Annotated in this window: 15 protein-coding genes and 1 other RNA gene; 5 read left to right on the forward strand and 11 right to left on the reverse strand. The window is 74.6% G+C overall.

The features are described 5' to 3' along the window. Positions 1–102 precede the first annotated feature (102 nt). The 3 genes from AB0C99_RS28375 to AB0C99_RS28385 are packed head-to-tail and all read right to left on the reverse strand — an operon-like array spanning position 103 to position 4,055. Positions 103–1,083, reverse strand: coding sequence for a small ribosomal subunit Rsm22 family protein (locus AB0C99_RS28375; RefSeq protein WP_362480786.1), 981 nt, complete (start codon positions 1,081–1,083; stop codon positions 103–105). Between the two features lie 9 nt (positions 1,084–1,092). After that, positions 1,093–2,388, reverse strand: a complete 1,296-nt coding sequence (locus tag AB0C99_RS28380; protein ID WP_362480789.1) for a Bcr/CflA family multidrug efflux MFS transporter — start codon at positions 2,386–2,388, stop codon at positions 1,093–1,095. A 32-nt stretch (positions 2,389–2,420) separates the two neighbouring features. Beyond that, positions 2,421–4,055, reverse strand: coding sequence for an alkaline phosphatase D family protein (locus AB0C99_RS28385; RefSeq protein ID WP_362480792.1), 1,635 nt, complete (start codon positions 4,053–4,055; stop codon positions 2,421–2,423). 134 nt (positions 4,056–4,189) lie between these two features. On the opposite strand from AB0C99_RS28385, the gene AB0C99_RS28390 reads away from it, so the two are divergent. Beyond that, a complete protein-coding gene (locus AB0C99_RS28390; RefSeq protein ID WP_362480794.1) occupies positions 4,190–4,933 on the forward strand; it encodes an SDR family oxidoreductase in 744 nt (247 codons plus the stop codon). Between the two features lie 35 nt (positions 4,934–4,968). On the opposite strand, the gene AB0C99_RS28395 is transcribed toward AB0C99_RS28390, so the two are convergent. The 3 genes from AB0C99_RS28395 to AB0C99_RS28405 form a co-directional block, all read right to left on the reverse strand. After that, the gene (locus AB0C99_RS28395; protein WP_362480796.1) at positions 4,969–5,292 is read right to left on the reverse strand and encodes a nuclear transport factor 2 family protein; all 324 of its coding nucleotides are present in this window, start codon (positions 5,290–5,292) and stop codon (positions 4,969–4,971) included. 114 nt (positions 5,293–5,406) lie between these two features. Next, positions 5,407–5,805: RNase P RNA component class A (gene rnpB, locus AB0C99_RS28400), an RNA gene on the reverse strand. A 30-nt stretch (positions 5,806–5,835) separates the two neighbouring features. Further along, positions 5,836–6,414 carry a Uma2 family endonuclease gene (locus tag AB0C99_RS28405; RefSeq protein ID WP_362480797.1) on the reverse strand — a complete coding sequence of 193 codons (579 nt, stop codon included), beginning with the start codon at positions 6,412–6,414 and terminating at the stop codon, positions 5,836–5,838. Positions 6,415–6,558: 144 nt separating this feature from the next. On the opposite strand from AB0C99_RS28405, the gene AB0C99_RS28410 reads away from it, so the two are divergent. Beyond that, positions 6,559–7,302, forward strand: a complete 744-nt coding sequence (locus AB0C99_RS28410) for a MerR family transcriptional regulator (RefSeq protein WP_362480978.1) — start codon at positions 6,559–6,561, stop codon at positions 7,300–7,302. After that, entirely contained in the window at positions 7,299–8,135 is an 837-nt protein-coding gene (locus AB0C99_RS28415) for a hypothetical protein (protein WP_362480799.1), read from the forward strand. The genes AB0C99_RS28410 and AB0C99_RS28415 overlap by 4 nt, the downstream gene beginning before the upstream one ends. Here AB0C99_RS28415 and AB0C99_RS28420 read toward each other — a convergent pair. Further along, entirely contained in the window at positions 8,080–9,522 is a 1,443-nt protein-coding gene (locus tag AB0C99_RS28420) for an RNB domain-containing ribonuclease (RefSeq protein WP_362480800.1), read from the reverse strand. The two genes, AB0C99_RS28415 and AB0C99_RS28420, sit on opposite strands and share 56 nt — an antisense overlap. A gap of 165 nt (positions 9,523–9,687) precedes the next feature. Between AB0C99_RS28420 and yaaA the strand changes: the two genes are divergently transcribed. Both yaaA and AB0C99_RS28430 read left to right on the forward strand, forming a co-directional pair. After that, positions 9,688–10,455, forward strand: a complete 768-nt coding sequence (yaaA, locus tag AB0C99_RS28425; RefSeq protein ID WP_362480801.1) for a peroxide stress protein YaaA — start codon at positions 9,688–9,690, stop codon at positions 10,453–10,455. Between the two features lie 74 nt (positions 10,456–10,529). After that, entirely contained in the window at positions 10,530–11,150 is a 621-nt protein-coding gene (locus AB0C99_RS28430; protein ID WP_362480804.1) for a bifunctional 4-hydroxy-2-oxoglutarate aldolase/2-dehydro-3-deoxy-phosphogluconate aldolase, read from the forward strand. Between the two features lie 12 nt (positions 11,151–11,162). Here the strand turns inward: AB0C99_RS28430 and AB0C99_RS28435 are convergent, their stop codons facing one another. The 4 genes from AB0C99_RS28435 to AB0C99_RS28450 all read right to left on the reverse strand — a co-directional run bounded on the left by AB0C99_RS28435 (position 11,163) and on the right by AB0C99_RS28450 (position 15,582). Beyond that, complete coding sequence (locus AB0C99_RS28435) at positions 11,163–12,785, reverse strand: bifunctional RNase H/acid phosphatase (RefSeq protein WP_362480807.1); 1,623 nt, start codon at positions 12,783–12,785, stop codon at positions 11,163–11,165. Between the two features lie 12 nt (positions 12,786–12,797). Further along, positions 12,798–13,541, reverse strand: a complete 744-nt coding sequence (locus tag AB0C99_RS28440; protein ID WP_362480981.1) for a C4-type zinc ribbon domain-containing protein — start codon at positions 13,539–13,541, stop codon at positions 12,798–12,800. Then, positions 13,538–14,407 carry a Nif3-like dinuclear metal center hexameric protein gene (locus AB0C99_RS28445; RefSeq protein WP_362480810.1) on the reverse strand — a complete coding sequence of 290 codons (870 nt, stop codon included), beginning with the start codon at positions 14,405–14,407 and terminating at the stop codon, positions 13,538–13,540. Before AB0C99_RS28445 ends, AB0C99_RS28440 begins: the two co-directional genes overlap by 4 nt. Positions 14,408–14,541: 134 nt before the next feature. Next, positions 14,542–15,582, reverse strand: coding sequence for an iron-siderophore ABC transporter substrate-binding protein (locus AB0C99_RS28450; RefSeq protein ID WP_362480813.1), 1,041 nt, complete (start codon positions 15,580–15,582; stop codon positions 14,542–14,544). Positions 15,583–15,711 lie beyond the last annotated feature (129 nt).

Here is a 15,711-nt window from a genome sequence, read left to right on the forward strand (position 1 = left end):
GCCACCCGGTACGACAAAACCGCCCAGTCCTACGAAGCCGCCGTCACCCTCGCCTCACTCCTGATGTGGACGTGACATTTGACGACAGGACCTAGGCGGGCCCTAGGCCGTCTCCTCCGGCGGCCAGGCGTCGCCCCACTCGGCGTCCCGGGCCTGCTTGTACAGGGGCCCGTGGCGCTTGGTGACCGTGTCGCGGCCGAGCCCGTCCGGCCCGCAGAGCTCCAGCTGCACCAGGCCCTTGCGGATCTGCGGGCGGCGCACCACGCGGGCGGGGGCGGGGGTCACGGGGAAGCGCGCGGCGGCCACGTACGCGTACTTCTCGTCCTCGTACGGCAGCGAGCCGCCCTTCACCTTGCGGTGCAGCGAGGAGCGGCTGACCCGGGCCGAGAAGTGGCACCAGTCGGTGCCCGGCGCGATCGGGCAGGCGCCGCTGTGCGGGCAGGGCGCGGCGACGGTGAAGCCCGCCTCGACGAGCAGGGTGCGGGCGGCGATGATCCGCTCGTAGCCGTCGGGGGTGCCCGGCTCGACGATGACGACGGCCCGCGCGGCGCGCGCGGCCTCGGTGACGAGCGCGGTGCGGTCGGCCTCGGTGAGCTCGTTCAGGACGTACGAGACGGTCACCAGGTCCGTGTCGGCGAGCCGCAGCGCCCCGCCGATCCGCTCCCGGCGCCACTCGGCCTCGAAGGCGCCGGCGGCGAGCTCCCGGCCCAGCGCGAGGGCGGGCTCGGCCCAGTCCAGGACGGTGGTGCGGGCCGCGCCCTCCCACGCCTCGGCGACGGCCCAGCCCGCCGCGCCGGTGCCGCCGCCGACGTCGGTGTGGGTGGCGGGCGCCCAGTCGGGGGCGGCGTCCGCGAGCCCGTACAGCGCGGCGCGCACCGCCTCGAAGGTGGCGGGCATCCGGTAGGCGGCGTAGGCGGCGACGTCGGACCGGTCGCGCAGCACGGGCGCGTCGGTCGGGGTGTCCCCCCGGTAGTTGGCGATCAGCCGCTCGACGGCCTGGGCGGCCTGGCGCGGCGGCAGCCCGTCGAGGACGGTGGCGAGCGCGGCGCGCAGGGAGTCGGCGGAGGGGTGGGAGGCGTTCACCGGCCCATTTTAGGCGGGCTCGGCGGGCGTCTCGGCGGGCGTCTCGGCGGCCCGCCGCCAGGGGCGGCACAGCAGCAGGAAGCAGGCGACGGCGGCGACCGCGCAGCCGGTCTGGACGACGGCCATGGGGACGGCGGTGGTCTCGCCCGCGATGCCGACCAGCGGGGAGGCGATCGCGCCGATGAGGAACGAGGTGGTGCCGAGCAGGGCGGAGGCGGAACCGGCCGCGTGCGGGGTCCGCATCAGGGCCTGGGCCTGGGTGTTCGGCATGGCCAGGCCCATCGCGGACATCAGCACGAACAGCCCGGCGGCGACGGCCGGCAGGCCGGGCTCGCCGAAGACGCCGGTGGTCATCAGGAGCAGGGCGACGGCGGCGAGCAGGATGACGCCGAGGCCCCAGCCGAGGACCTTGTCGAGGCTGACCCGGCCGACGAGCAGCCGCCCGTTGATCTGGCCCACGACGACGAGGCCGATGGAGTTCAGCCCGAAGAGCAGGCTGAAGGTCTGCGGGGAGGCCCCGTAGATCTCCTGGACGACGAACGGGGAGGCGGAGATGTACGCGAAGAGGACGGCGAAGGCGAGGCCGCCGGTCAGCGTGTAGCCGGTGAAGACCCGGTCGGCGAGGAGTCCGCGCATGGTGCGCAGGGCCTCGCCGACGCCGCCCGCGTGCCGCCGCTCGGGCGGCAGGCTCTCGGGCAGGAAGCGCCAGACGACCAGGGTGAGGAGGAGTCCGACGCAGGTGAGGACGTAGAAGACGCCCCGCCAGTCGGTGATCCGCAGGATCTGGCCGCCGATCAGCGGGGCGACGATCGGGGCGACGCCGGAGATCAGCATCAGGGTGGAGAAGAAGCGGGCCATCTCGACGCCGTCGTACAGGTCGCGGACGACCGCGCGGGCGATCACGATGCCGGCCGCGCCCGCGAGGCCCTGGAGCAGCCGGAAGCCGATGAGGAGCCCGGCGGAGGGGGCGAGGGCGCAGACGGCGGTGGCGAGGACGTACACGGCCATGCCGATGAGCAGCGGGCGCCGGCGGCCCCATCGGTCGCTCATGGGGCCGACGACGAGCTGGCCGAGCGCCATGCCGGCGAGGCAGGCGGTGAGGGTGAGCTGGACGGTGGCGGCGGGTGCGCGGAGCACCTCGGTGACCTCCGGCAGGGCCGGGAGGTACATGTCCATGGAGAGCGGGGGGAGGGCGGTCAGACCGCCGAGCACCAGCGTCACGAGCAGCCCGGCCCTGCGGGCGGCGGTGGCGGCCGGTGTGCCGGCTATATGGGTTTTGGTGGTGGTCCGGCCGCTCTCCGGCATCGCTGCTCCGTTTCGTTGAATCCTTCCCTATGTTAGGCGGGCGTGAGGCCGGGCCGGCCCGCCTCGGTGACGAAGGACGCGGCGGTGGTCACGGGCGCGCCGGGGGTGGTGACGGCCGACACGGTGCGGAAGTCGGCGCGGGCGCCGCGCTGGTCGAGGGTGACGAGCGCGTAGCCGCGGCGCCCGTTGTAGAACTTCATGTGCGGGTTGGCCTGGAGCAGGGCGGCGTGGTTGCCGGGCTTGTCGGCGCCGTCGCGTCCGCTGGCGATGGAGGTGGTGACGATCTCGGTGCCGACGGTCCGGGACGCCGGGTCGCGGAAGTCGGCCTTGATGTCGCAGGCGAAGGCGACGTGGACGTCGCCGGTGAGCACCAGCAGGTTGGCGACGCCGGCGGCGGCGGCGCCGGCGAGGACCCGCTGCCGGGAGGCCCGGTAGCCGTCCCAGGCGTCCATGGACAGCTTGTACGCGCTGGTCGGGACGTTGCGCCGCTCGGAGAACATGACCTGCTGCGGGACGACGTTCCACAGGGCCTGGGAGGTGCGCCAGCCGTCGGCCAGCCAGCGTTCCTGGGTGGCGCCGGTGAGGGTGCGGGCCGGGTCGTCGATGGCCGGTCCGGGGTTCTGCCAGCCGTCGCCGTACGCCTGGTCGGAGCGGTACTGGCGGGTGTCGAGGATGTCGAACTGGGCGAGCCGGCCCCAGCTCAGGCGCCGGTAGAGGCGGGCGTCGGGGCCGGCGGGCCGCTGGGGCACGCGCAGCGGCTGGTTCTCCCAGTAGGCGCGGTAGGCGGCGGCGCGGCGGATGAGGAACTCCTCCGGCGGCACCTGGTCCTGGGAGACGGCGCCGGCGTAGTTGTCCTCGGTCTCGTGGTCGTCCCAGGTGACGACGAAGGGGTGGGCGGCGTGCGCGGCGATCAGGTCGGGGTCCGACTTGTAGAGGGCGTAGCGCAGCCGGTAGTCGTCGAGGGTGACCGTCTCGTGGTCGTAGACGGCGGGGATGGTGCCGGGCTTGTAGTGGCGGTCGGCGGCGGTGGAGTCGATGGGGTACTCGTAGATGTAGTCGCCGAGGTGGAAGACGACGTCGACGTCCTCGCGGGAGAGGTGCCGGTGGGCGGTGAAGTAGCCGTCGGGGTACGCCTGGCAGGAGACGGCGGCGAGCCGGAGCCGGGAGACGGTGGCGCCGGGCGCGGGGGCGGTGCGGGTGCGGCCGACGGGGCTGATCCAGCGGCCGAGGCGGAAGCGGTAGTAGTAGACGCGGCCGGGGGCGAGCCCGAGGACCTCGATGTGCACGGAGTGGTCGAACTCGGGGTGGGCGGGGGCGTTGCCGCGGCGGACGTCCCGGGTGAAGCGGGCGTCCTGGGCGAGCTCCCACTGGACGTCGACCCGGCTGCGGGCGGGCAGCCCGCCGCCGGGCTCGTACGGGCGGGGGGCGAGCCGGGTCCACAGCAGGACGGAGCCGGGCTGGGGGTCGCCGGAGGCCACGCCCAGGGTGAACGGGTTCTCGGCGACGAGGCGGGGGGCGAGCTCGGCGGCGGCGGCCGTGCCCGTGGCGGGCAGGTTCACGGCGAAGGCGAGCGCGGTGGCGGCACCGGTGGCGGTGAGGAAGCGACGGCGCGCCAAGTGGCGCGCGACGGCACGGATTTCATCGGTGTGGGTCTGATCGGCGGTCATGTAACCCTCCCCTGACAAATGGTGTCCGCAGGTATTGCAGGGGGGCGGGACGACCTCACGTTGTCGGTTACCGAACGTCCACGTGTCGGACGGATGAGTTCGTGGCACGCGGGTCTGCCGTACGCTGCGCGCCCATGAGCATCGCAGTGGTCACGGGAGCGGGATCGGGAATCGGCCGAAGTGTCGCGCGGGCCCTGTCGGCGGCCGGCTGGCGGGTGGCCCTGGCGGGCCGCCGCCTGGAGGCGCTGCGGGAGACGGCGGCGCCGCTCCCCCCGTCGGACACCCTCTGCGTCCCGACGGACGTGACCTCACCGGCCCAGGTGGCGGCCCTTTTCGAGGCCGTACGGGGCCACTTCGGCCGGGTCGACCTGCTGTTCAACAACGCGGGTACGTTCGCGGGCGGCGGGGTTCCGGTGGAGGACCTGGACCCGGAGACCTGGCGCGCGGTGGTGGACGTCAATCTGACGGGCGCATTTCTGTGCGCACAGGCGGCGTTCCGGGCGATGAAGGACCAGTCGCCACAAGGCGGCCGGATCATCAACAACGGCTCGATTTCGGCGCATGTGCCGCGCCCGCACTCGATCGCGTACACGGCGACGAAGCACGCGATGACGGGTCTGACCAAGTCCCTCTCCCTCGACGGCCGCCCGTACCGGATCGCGTGCGGGCAGCTCGACATCGGCAACGCGGCCACGGACATGACGGCCCGGATGCAGTCCGGCATCCTCCAGGCCAACGGCGAACTGGCCCCGGAGCCGGTGATGGACGCGGCGGACGTGGCGGCGACGGTGGTCCACATGGCGGCCCTGCCGCTGGAGGCGAACGTGCAGTTCGCGACGGTGATGGCGACGACGATGCCGTACATCGGCCGCGGCTGACCGCACCCGCCCGGTCGGGCCCGGTCCGGGACCCGTCAAGCCTGCCCGGTCTCGAACCGGGTGACCTTCCCGCCGTCCACGGTGAACCGCCAGGCGGTCCGCATGGCCCCCCAGGTGTCGTTGCGGTAGTCGGCGACGAGCGCGAGCCCGCCGTCCGCCTCCGCCTCGACGTCCATGTGCCCCCCGGACGAGAAGATCTCCCGCTCGGTCCAGTCGGCGACGTCCCGCTCCGACCCGTCGTCGGACATGGTCGCCCCGGGCGCGAGCACGGCGGCGAAGGCCGCCCGGTCGTTGGCGTTGAGCGCGGCGACGAAGGCCCGCACGGTGGGCTCACTGAGCTGCTCCACGGCAATGGTCATGCCCCACCGGTACACCGGGAGGGGGCCTGCGGCGGGGAGCGACGCGACGTGCTCGCCCGGCCGGACGAGCGGGTCCCGCGCAGAGGGACCCGGAAGGGCCTGGAGGAGGTGGGGCAGACGAGTCGGGCTGTACGCCGGGTTCTGTTCCCCGGGACCTCGCGGTCGTCGGGGTGACGGCCATCCATCTAGGGCCGACGTTGCCGCCGGCCTCGTGCGGTCTACCCGCGGACTCGGGCGGGCAGCCCTCGAACGTCCGCGCAGGAACACCGGGGTGTTCCCTTTTGACCTTGCTCCTGGTGGGGTTTACCTAGCCGCCTGAGTCACCTCAGGCGCTGGTGGTCTCTTACACCACCGTTTCACCCTTACCGAGGACCGAGGTCCCCGGCGGTCTGTTTTCTGTGGCACTGTCCCGCGGGTCACCCCGGGTGGCCGTTAGCCACCACCTTGCCCTGTGGAGCCCGGACGTTCCTCGGGAAGACCCGAAGGTCTCCACGCGGCCGCCCGCCCGGCTCGTCTGCCGTGCCGCCCATGCTACCTGCCGATTCATTCGAAGTCGGCCGTCTCCAGGTCGAAGCCGAAGGGCACGGGAAGGGCGAGGGGCTTGCCGAAGGGGATGAGGGCGCGGTGGACGTACTCGCCGTCCTCCGGTTCGCTGAAGAGCGTCACCGTGGACGTGTCGCGGTCCACCAGCAGGTAGAGGGGGATGGCGGCGCGGGCGTAGCCGCGGCGCTTGGCCTCACGGTCCTTGTGCGGGCGCGTGGAGGTGACCTCCAGGACCATCGACACGCCGTCGCTCGGCATCCACGGTTCGGCGCCGCCGAACAGGTCGAGCGCGACGGGCGCGAACGTGACGTCCGGGATGACGTGGTCGCGCGGGAGCCCCGCTCCGTTCAGCAGGCGCAGGCCCTTGTTGCCCGAGACGTCCATGTCGGTCAGCGCCCGGCGGATCACCTGCCGGGTGATCCGGCTGATGTACTTCTCGTGGTCCCCGTCCGGCGGCGGCGTCACGACGATCTCCCCTTCGATCAGCTCCGCCCGGAAGCCCTCCGGCGTGTCCAGCGCCAGAAAGCCCTCCAGCAGGATCTCCTCCTGCGTGAGTGGTGCGTGCGGCATGGCAGTCATGTCGTGATCGTCGGCCATCGGGGCACTCGCCGTCCCTGTGATCGAGGTCGTCCCCTCGATCGTGTCACATCCCCACTCCGGACTCCGGACTCCTCTTGACCTTGTCGCCGCGTCAAGGTTTCTACTGAGGGCATGGGCAAAGGGATGCGGATCGGCGAGATCGCCGCGCTCGTCGGGGTCACCCCGCGGGCCGTGCGGCACTACCACCACCTCGGGCTGCTGGCCGAGCCCGTGCGGCGGGCCAACGGGTACCGGGAGTACGGGGTGCGGGACGCGGTCGTGCTCGCGCGGATCCGGCGGCTGACCGAGCTGGGGGTCGGGCTCGACGAGGTGCGGGACGTGCTCGCGGACGAGGCGGGGCGGGAGCTGGTGGAGGTGCTGGAGGAGCTGGACGGGGACCTGGCCCGGCAGGAGGGCGTGATCCGGGAGCGGCGGGCCCGGCTCGCGGGGCTGCTCGCCGAGGCCCGCGAGGGGCGGCTCGCCGCCGACGGGCCGCTCTCCCCCGAGCTCGCCGCGTTCCTCGCCGAGCTGGGCGAGGACCCGGCGCTGGCCGCGTCCCCCATGGCCGCCAAGGACCGGGAGCTGCTCACCCTCCTCGACACCGTCGTCCCGGCCGACGAGCGGGCCCGCCTGATGGAGCTGATGCGGGAGACCGCCGGGAAGGCCGGGCCGGTGTACGCGCGCCTCGACGCGCTCGCGGACGCGGCGCCCGACGACCCGCGCGTCGCCGAGGCCGCCGCCGAGCTCGCCGCCTGCCTGCCGGACGGCATGGTCGCGGGCCCGCCCGAGGACGGCGGGCTCACCGACGTGCTCTTCGGCGACCTCGCGCCCGCCCAGGCCGCCGCCGTACGGGAGGCGCTGCGGCTGGTGTGGGAGCGGGCCCGATGAGATACGCCGTCTACGCCGTGCTGCCCGCCGAGTTCGCGCTCCTCGTCTGTCTCGTCGCCGGGGTCCGGATACCCGCCGCCGTCCTCCTCCTCGCCGAGGCCGCCGTCGCCGCGCTGCTCGCCGCCGAGCTCCTCGCCTACCTGCGGCTGCGGCGGCGCGGGCTGTCCCGCCGGGCCGCCGTCGGGCGCCTCGTCCCCGAGCCCGTACTCCGGCTGGCCGGGCACGAGCTGCGGCTCATGGCCGGGCTGGTGCGCTGGGTGGGGCGGCGGCCCCACGGGGCCGGGCGGCCGGGGGTCACCGCCTTCCCGCACGCCCGCGACCAGGCCGCGCTCATGTACGGCTTCGTCTTCGTCTGCGTCGTCGAGACCGTCGGCATGTCCTATCTGCTCGCCGACTGGCCCGTCGCGCACGCCGTCGTCCTCGTCCTCGACGTGTACACCGTCCTCTTCGTGCTCGGCCTGCACGCCGCCTCCGCCACCCGCCCGCACCTGCTGACCGAGGACGCGCTGCGGGTCCGGCAGGCCGCCCACGTCGACGTCCGCGTCCCGCTGGAGCTGATCGCCGCCGTCCGCCACGAGTCGCTGTTCTCGCACGAGAAGGCGGACGGCGTGCTCGACCTGCCCGTCGGCTCCCAGACCTCCGTCACCCTGGAGCTCACCGAGCCCGTGCCCGCGCCCCGGCTGCTCGGCCCGCCCCGCCCGGTGCGCACGGTCCGCCTCCACGCGGACGACGCCCGCGCCCTCGTCCGCGCGCTGCGCGAGGCCCTCGACCGGTCCGCTACGCGGGCGCGAACAGCACCTTCGCCCGTCCCGGATCCGCCTGCGTCAGCCTGACCCGCAGCGGGTCGCCGAGCGACAGCGGCACCCCGGCGGCCTCGACCCGGCCGACGACGGCCGGGTCCGGCAGGTGCACGGTGCCGACGTCGGGCGCGTGTTCCTGCACGTCGATGACGATCGCGTCGAACGTCTCGCCGATCCGGTGGCTCATCAGCGCCGCCTCGACGAGGTCGACGCTCTCCCGCTCGGCCCGGTTGGCCAGCCGCGTCCCCTTCGCCATGTCCTGCGGCAGCGCGTCCAGCGCCGCCAGCACCCACTCCGGCGGCGGGGTCCCGGCGGAGGCGGCGAGGCTCAGCTCGCCCGCGTACCGGTCGACGAGCCGCCGCAGCGGGGCCGTGCAGTGCGTGTACGGGGCGGCGACCGCCGCGTGCGCCGCCGGTGCGGGCACGTGTCCGCCGGTGAACGGCGTGTAGCCGGAGCCGCGCAGCAGCCCGGTGGCCTCCTGGAGGAAGGCGGCGTGCCGGCTCCTCGCCGGGTCGAGGGTGCGGATGAGCTCCGCGTACGAGACGTGGTGCGGCCAGTCGATGCCGAGCGCCCTGGCCGACAGCCGCAGCCGGGCGACGGCCCCGTCGGGGGCGGGCGGCAGGGTGCGCAGCACGCCGGTGCCCGCCTCGATCATCAGGCCGGCGGCGGCCATGCCGGTGAGGAGCGAGAGCTGGGCGTTCCAGCCGTCCACGGGCAGCGGGGCGCGGTAGTGCAGGGTGAAGCGGCCGTCGGTCTCGACGACCTCCTGTTCCGGTACGTCGAGGGAGATCCCGCCGCGTTCCACCTCCAGGCGCTCGCGGAGCGGTCCTACGCGCGCGAGGAGGGCGAGCGGTTCCTCGGCGGTGCCCGCGTCGATCCGCGCCTGGGCGCCCGCGTAGTCGAGCTTGGCGCGGCTGCGGACGAGGGCCCGGCGCACGTCCACGGCGACCTGCCGCCCGTCGGCGTCCAGGTCGATCCGCCAGAGCAGGGCGGGCGCGGTGACGTCGGGGAGGAGGCTGGCGGCGCCCTCGGAGAGCACGGCGGGGTGCAACGGCACCTTGCCGTCGGGGAGGTAGAGGGTGGTGGCCCGCCGGTGCGCCTCCGTGTCGAGGGCGCCGCCGGGGGTGACGAAGGCGGCGACGTCGGCGATGGCGTAGTGGACGCGGTAGCCGCCGCCGGGGCGGCGGGCCAGGTGCAGGGCCTGGTCCAGGTCCAGGGAGGTCGGCGGGTCGATGGTGAGGAGCGGGAGGTCGGTGGCGTCCAGGCCGGGGAGCCGCGGCGCCCCGGCGGCGGCCTCCGCCTCGGCGAGGACGGCGGGCGGGAAGGCGTCGGGGATCGCCAGCTCGGTGCGCAGGGCGCGGAGCGCGGCCGACAGCGGGGCGTCCGCTGCGGCGGTCACGTGGAGGTGTCGGCGGGGCATGGACCGAGCGTAGGACGGGGGGCGGGGGGCCGCATGGCGTTGGGGGCGGAGCAGGCGCCAGGGGTCGCTGCGGCCGTCGTCGTGCGGCCGTTGGGCGGCCGGCGACCTCGTACGCTGGGCACCGGGGCCGCACCCCCACCCCCGTACGTACGAAGGAGAACCGCCGTGCTCGTCCTGTTGCCGCCCTCCGAAGGCAAGGCCACCTCGGGGCGTGGGGCGCCGCTCAAGCCGGAGTCGTTGTCGCTGCCGGGGCTCGCGGAGGCGCGGGCGGCGGTGCTCGACGAGCTCGTCGAGCTGTGCGCCGCCGACGAGGAGAAGGCGCGGGAGGTGCTCGGGCTGAGCGAGGGCCTGCGGGGCGAGGTCGCCAAGAACACCGAGCTGCGGACCGCCGGGGCGCGCCCCGCCGGGGAGGTCTACACCGGCGTGCTGTACGACGCGCTGGGCCTGGCGACGCTGGACGCGGCGGCCCGGGCGCGGGCCGGGCGCTCGCTGCTGGTGTTCTCGGGGCTGTGGGGCGCGGTACGGGTCGGCGACCGGATCCCCTCGTACCGCTGCTCCATGGGCGTGAAGCTGCCGGGGCTCGGCGCGCTGGGGGCGTACTGGCGCGGGGTGATGGCCCCGGTGCTGCCCGCGGAGGCCGGGGACGGGCTCGTGCTGGACCTGCGCTCCTCGGCGTACGCGACGGCGTGGAAGCCGAAGGGGGAGGTGGCGGAGCGTACGGCGACGGTGCGGGTGCTGCACGCGCCGACGCGGAAGGTGGTCAGCCACTTCAACAAGGCGACCAAGGGGCGGATCGTGCGGAGCCTGCTGGAGGCGGGCGCGGAGCCGGCGGGCCGCGCGGAGCTGACGGAGGCGCTGCGGGACCTGGGGTACGTGGTGGAGGAGGGCGGCAAGGCGGGCGTGCTCGACGTGCTCGTCGACGAGATCCACTAGCCTCCCCCCAGTCGCTATTGCAGCATACGCAACGCTCGTTGCGCTCCTCGCTTGCCGTCGGCAGGATGGGGGCCATGACGAGCGTGCTTGAGCTTGCCCCCGTCGTCCCGGTCGTCGTGATCGAGGACGCCGCCGACGCCGTACCGCTGGCCCGTGCCCTGGTGGCCGGCGGTCTGCCCGCGATCGAGGTGACCCTGCGCACCCCGGCCGCCCTCGACGCGATCCGGGCGATCGCGGCGGAGGTCCCGGAGGCGGTGGTCGGCGCCGGCACGGTCCTGTCCCCCGGGCACGTCGCGGACGCGGTCGGCGCCGGGGCCCGCTTCCTGGTGAGCCCCGGCTGGACGGACGCGCTGCTGGCGGCCATGCGGGGCTCTGGTGTCCCGTTCCTGCCGGGCGTGTCGACGACCTCGGAGGTCGTCGCGCTGCTGGAGCGGGGCGTGACGGAGATGAAGTTCTTCCCGGCACAGGCGGCGGGCGGCGTGCCGTATCTGAAGTCGCTGGCGGGCCCGCTCCCCCAGGCCCGCTTCTGCCCCACGGGCGGCGTCTCGCTGGCCTCCGCCCCGGCCTATCTGGCCCTGCCGAACGTCGGCTGCGTCGGCGGTACGTGGATGCTCCCGGCCGACGCCCTCGCCGCCCGCGACTGGGCCCGCGTCGAGACGCTGGCGCGCGAGGCGGCGGGGCTCGACCGCTCGTAGGGGGTCTCCCCGCTACCTCAGGTGCGAGGTGTCGTTGAGGAGGCGGACCGAGGCGTTGCCGTCCGCGTAGTACGCCACCGCCGAGACCGACGCCGCCGAGAGCTCCATGCGGAACAGGGACTCCGGCGGGGCGCCCAGCGCCAGGCGCACCAGGGTCTTGATCGGGGTCACATGGGTGACCAGCAGGACCGTGCGGCCCGCGTAGGCGGCGGTCAGCCGGTCGCGGGTGGCGGCGACGCGGCGGGCGACGGTCGCGAAGCTCTCGCCGCCGCCGGTCGGGGCGGCCTTCGCGGAGGCCAGCCAGGCGTCGAGGTCGTCCTTGTACCGCTCGCGGACCTCGCCGAAGGTCAGGCCCTCCCAGGCGCCGAAGTCGGTCTCGCGCAGCCCGTTCTCGATCCGCACGTCGAGGCCGAGGCGGGCGGCGACGGCCTCGGCGGTCTGGCGGCAGCGGGCGAGCGGGGAGCTGACGATCTCCTGGATCGTGCCGCGCGCGGCGAGCGCGGCGGCCACGGCCTCGGCCTGGCGGCGGCCGGCCGGGGACAGCTCGGGGTCGGCGCCGCCGCTGCCGGAGAAGCGCTTCTCCGGCGTGAGGGCCGTCTCGCCGTGCCGCAGCAGCACGAAGGTGGCGGGGGCGCCCATGTCGGGCGCGGACCAGCCGGGGGCCGACGGCGTGGACGGCGTGGCGGGGGCCGCCGCTGCGGCCGACGCGGTGCCGTGCGCCGCCTCCGCCTCGAAGTCGCCCGTCGCCGGTGCCGTGGGCGACGCCGGTGCCGACGCCGACTCCCGCTCCGCCGTGGCGGCGGCGGCCAGCGAGGCGCGGGCCCGCGCGGCCACGGCCCGGTCGGGCGCGAACAGGCCCTCGTCCGGGGTCACGGCCCCGATGGCGGGGGCGCCGGGCTCGACGGCCGGGGAGCCGGGCTCGACGGCGGGAGTGCCGGGCTCTACGGCGGCGAACAGGCCGTCGTCGGAGGCCGCGAACAGGCCGTCGTCGACCACGGCCGACCCGCTGTCCTCGGCCGCGGGGCCGCCGGAGGCCGGGGAGGCGGCGGACGGCGTAAGGCCGGCGGCCGGCGCGGCCCCGCCCCCTCGGCCGCCCGTCAGTGCCGCCCGGGCCTTCGCCGCGCCCGCCGTCTGGTCGCCCGCCGCCGCGCGGGCGGCGGCCAGGTCGGCGGTCGGGGCCAGGGCGGCGGTCGACGCGGCGGGGCTCCACTGCTCGCCCCGGCGGCCCGCGTCCATCGCCTCGTTCGCCAGCCGGTCCGCGTGCTTGTTGCGCTCGCGGGGCATCCACTCGTAGCGGACCCGGCCCGGCGGGAAGACGCGGGCGGCCTCGGCCGCCAGCGGCTTCATGTCGGGGTGCTTGATCTTCCAGCGGCCGGACATCTGCTCGACCACCAGCTTGGAGTCCATGCGCACATGGACCACGCAGTCGGGGAACAGCTCCCGGGCGGCCTTCAGGCCCGCCACCAGGCCCTTGTACTCGGCGACGTTGTTCGTCGCGACGCCGATGAACTCGGCCCGCTCCGCCAGGGTCTCCCCCGTCACCGGGTCCAGGACCACCGCCCCGTAGCCGGCGGGTCCCGGGTTGCCCCGGGAACCCCCGTCGGCCTCGACGATCAGCTCCCTCGACTGCGTCATCGCGGGCGGGCCCTACAGGCCGGACTCGGAGGTGCGGACCAGGATCCGGCGGCAGTTCTCGCAGCGCAGCACGGTGTCCGTGGCGGCGGCGCGGACCTCGTTGAGCTCGGTGATGTTCAGCTCGATGTGGCAGCCCTCGCACTTGCGCTGGTACAGCCGGGCCGCGCCCACGCCGCCCTGCTGCTCGCGGAGCTTCTCGTAGAGCTTCATCAGGTCCGCCGGGACGGAGCCCGCCACCAGCTCGCGCTCCTTGGCGACGGAGGCGCTCTCCGCGTCCAGCTCCGCCTGCGCGGAGTCCCGGCGGGCGGTGGCGTCGTCGGTCTTGCCCTGCACCGCGTCGACCCGCTCGGTCAGCTCGGCGACCCGCTCCTGGGCGGACTCGCGGCGCTCCATGACCTCCAGGACGATCTCCTCCAGGTCGCCCTGGCGCTTGGCGAGCGAGGTGACCTCGCGCTGGAGGTTCTCCAGGTCCTTCGGCGAGGAGACCGCGCCGGAGTCGAGCCGCTGCTGGTTGCGCGCGGAGCGCTGGCGCACCTGGTCGACGTCCTGCTCCGCCTTGGTCTGCTCGCGGGCGCAGTCGCTCTCCTCGGTCTGCGCGGCGACGAGGAGGTCGCGCAGCTGGGTGAGGTCCTTGTTCAGCGACTCGATCTCGGCGTGCTCGGGCAGCGAGCGGCGCTTGTGCGCGAGCTGCTGGAGGCGCACGTCCAGGGCCTGGACGTCGAGGAGTCGGATCTGGTCGGCGGGCGCGGCGTTCAGTTGGGGGCTCCAGGAGAGGTGGGTTCGGAAGGGGCGCTCGGGGCGCTCCCGGGGAAGGCGTCGGCCGGGCCGACATGGGCCGACCAGGGGTCCGTGACCGTCTTGGAGACGTGCACGCGCAGGTCCCAGCCGTGGCGGTCGGAGACCGTGTCGAGCTGGGCGGCGGCCTGCTCGCACCAGGGCCACTCGGTGGCCCAGTGGGCCGCGTCGACGAGTCCGAGCGGAGAGTGCTGGGTGGCCTCGGAGACGGGGTGGTGGCGCAGGTCCGCGGTGAGGAAGGCGTCCACGCCGGCGGCGCGCACGTCGTCGAAGAGGCTGTCGCCGGAGCCGCCGCTGACGGCGATCCGGCGCAGGATCATGCCGGGGTCCCCCGCGTAGCGGATGCCCTGCGCGGTGGCGGGCAGCCGCCGGGCCGCGCGGGCGGCGAACTCGGCGAGGGTCTCGGGGTGGTCCAGCTCGCAGATCCGACCGAGGCCGTTCTCGGCGACGAGCGGTCCGGTGACCCGCAGGCCGAGGGCGCCGGCGAGCGCGTCGGAGACGCCCGGGTCGGCGGTGTCGGCGTTGGTGTGGGCCACGTGCAGGGCGATGTCGTGCTTGATCAGGGTGTGCACGACCCGGCCCTTGAAGTGCGAGGCGGCGACGGTCGTCGTCCCGCGCAGGTAGAGCGGGTGGTGGGTGACGACCAGGTCGGCCCCGAGGGCGATGGCCTCGTCGGCGATCTCCTGGACGGGGTCGACGGCGAAGAGCACCCGGGAGACCTCGGCGTCGGGGTCGCCGCAGACGGTGCCGACGGCGTCCCACCGCTCGGCCCGCTCGGGGGGCCAGAGGGCGTCGAGCTCGGCGATGACTTCAGACAGACGGGGCACGGAGGAAAGGCTACCTGCCCTCCGTGCCCCACCGTTCTGGCCTGTGGACAACCACTCCGGCCTGCCGCTTCGGACCGGACCGTCCGCTCCGGCCGCCCGGGCCCGCCGGCCGCCCACGGCGGCGCCGCCGGGTCCTACTTCTTGACGAGGTCCGCGCGCAGGTCGTCCAGGACGCTGTTCGCGGCGGTGACGCCGAGGCCCAGGTACCAGGTCTCGTCCGGGACGTCCTTGGCCTGGCCCGCCTTGACGGCCTTCAGGTTCTTCCAGAGCGGGTTCGCCTGGGCGGTGTCGCGCTTGGTGGACTTGGGGTCGCCGTAGACGCCGGTGAAGATCCAGTCGCCGTCGGCCTGGTCGATCTTCTCGGGGCTGACCTCGACGGCGAGGTCGTTCACCTGCTGGCCGGCGGGCCGGGGCAGGCCGGCGTCCTCCAGGATGGTGCCGATGAAGGACGCCTTCGCGTACAGCCGGATCTTGCCCGGGAGGTAGCGGACCATGGAGACGGTCGGCTTGTTCGGGCCGATGTCCGTGCCGAGCTGCCTCGCCTTGGTCTCGTAGGCCGCCAGCTTCTCCTTCGCCTCCGCGCTCTTGTCCAGGGCGGCGGCGTTGAGCAGGTAGTTCTGCTTCCAGGTGAAGCCCGGCCGGATGGAGAAGACGGTGGGCGCGATCTTCGACAGCTCGTCGTACTTGTCGGCCGCGCGGAGCTGGCTGCCCAGGATGAGGTCGGGCTGGAGCTCGGCGATGGCCTCCAGGTTGAGGTTGTTGATGGTGCCGACGGACTTGGGCTGTCCGGCGTCCTTCTTCAGGTAGCCGGGGATGCCGTCGTCGCCCTCGGAGGGGGCGTAGCCGACGGGCTTGATGCCCAGGGAGACGACGTTGTCGAACTCGCCGACGTCGAGGACGACGACCCGCTTGGGCGCGGCGGGGATCTCGGTCTTGCCGAGGGCGTGGGTGAGGGTGCGCGGGAACTGGCCCGGCTTCGCGTCGGTGCCCAGCGCGGCGGTCTTGGCGGCCGCGTCGCCGAAGTCCTTGCCGCCGACGGCGACGTCCTTCTTCTTGCCGCCCTCGTCCTTCGCGGCCCCGTCCGAGGAGCCGTCACCGCCTCCGCAGGCCGCGAGGGTGAGCGCGGCGGCGAGGCTGAGGGCGGCGGCGGCGGTGCCGCGGCGGCGGAAGGACATGAGGGCTCTCCTGTACGCGTACGGGGACGGCTTACGGGATGGCTTGCGGGGACGGCCACCGACCCCGTAGCGGAGCACGATCTTCCACTTAGGGTCACCTTACCTTACCTACCCCTGGCGTCTTCAGCA

Source organism: Streptomyces sp. NPDC048659, assembly GCF_040650575.1.
Taxonomy (GTDB): Bacteria; Actinomycetota; Actinomycetes; order Streptomycetales; family Streptomycetaceae; genus Streptomyces.

Coding starts and splice junctions, on each gene's coding strand:
- AB0C99_RS28390 (WP_362480794.1), top strand. CDS start 4,190: ATGAGCATCGCAGTGGTCACGGGAGCGGGATCGGGAATCGGCCGAAGT.
- AB0C99_RS28430 (WP_362480804.1), top strand. CDS start 10,530: ATGACGAGCGTGCTTGAGCTTGCCCCCGTCGTCCCGGTCGTCGTGATC.
- AB0C99_RS28385 (WP_362480792.1), bottom strand. CDS start 4,055: ATGACCGCCGATCAGACCCACACCGATGAAATCCGTGCCGTCGCGCGC.
- AB0C99_RS28435 (WP_362480807.1), bottom strand. CDS start 12,785: ATGACGCAGTCGAGGGAGCTGATCGTCGAGGCCGACGGGGGTTCCCGG.
- AB0C99_RS28395 (WP_362480796.1), bottom strand. CDS start 5,292: ATGACCATTGCCGTGGAGCAGCTCAGTGAGCCCACCGTGCGGGCCTTC.
- AB0C99_RS28410 (WP_362480978.1), top strand. CDS start 6,559: ATGCGGATCGGCGAGATCGCCGCGCTCGTCGGGGTCACCCCGCGGGCC.
- AB0C99_RS28420 (WP_362480800.1), bottom strand. CDS start 9,522: ATGCCCCGCCGACACCTCCACGTGACCGCCGCAGCGGACGCCCCGCTG.
- AB0C99_RS28380 (WP_362480789.1), bottom strand. CDS start 2,388: ATGCCGGAGAGCGGCCGGACCACCACCAAAACCCATATAGCCGGCACA.
- AB0C99_RS28415 (WP_362480799.1), top strand. CDS start 7,299: ATGAGATACGCCGTCTACGCCGTGCTGCCCGCCGAGTTCGCGCTCCTC.
- AB0C99_RS28450 (WP_362480813.1), bottom strand. CDS start 15,582: ATGTCCTTCCGCCGCCGCGGCACCGCCGCCGCCGCCCTCAGCCTCGCC.
- AB0C99_RS28405 (WP_362480797.1), bottom strand. CDS start 6,414: ATGACTGCCATGCCGCACGCACCACTCACGCAGGAGGAGATCCTGCTG.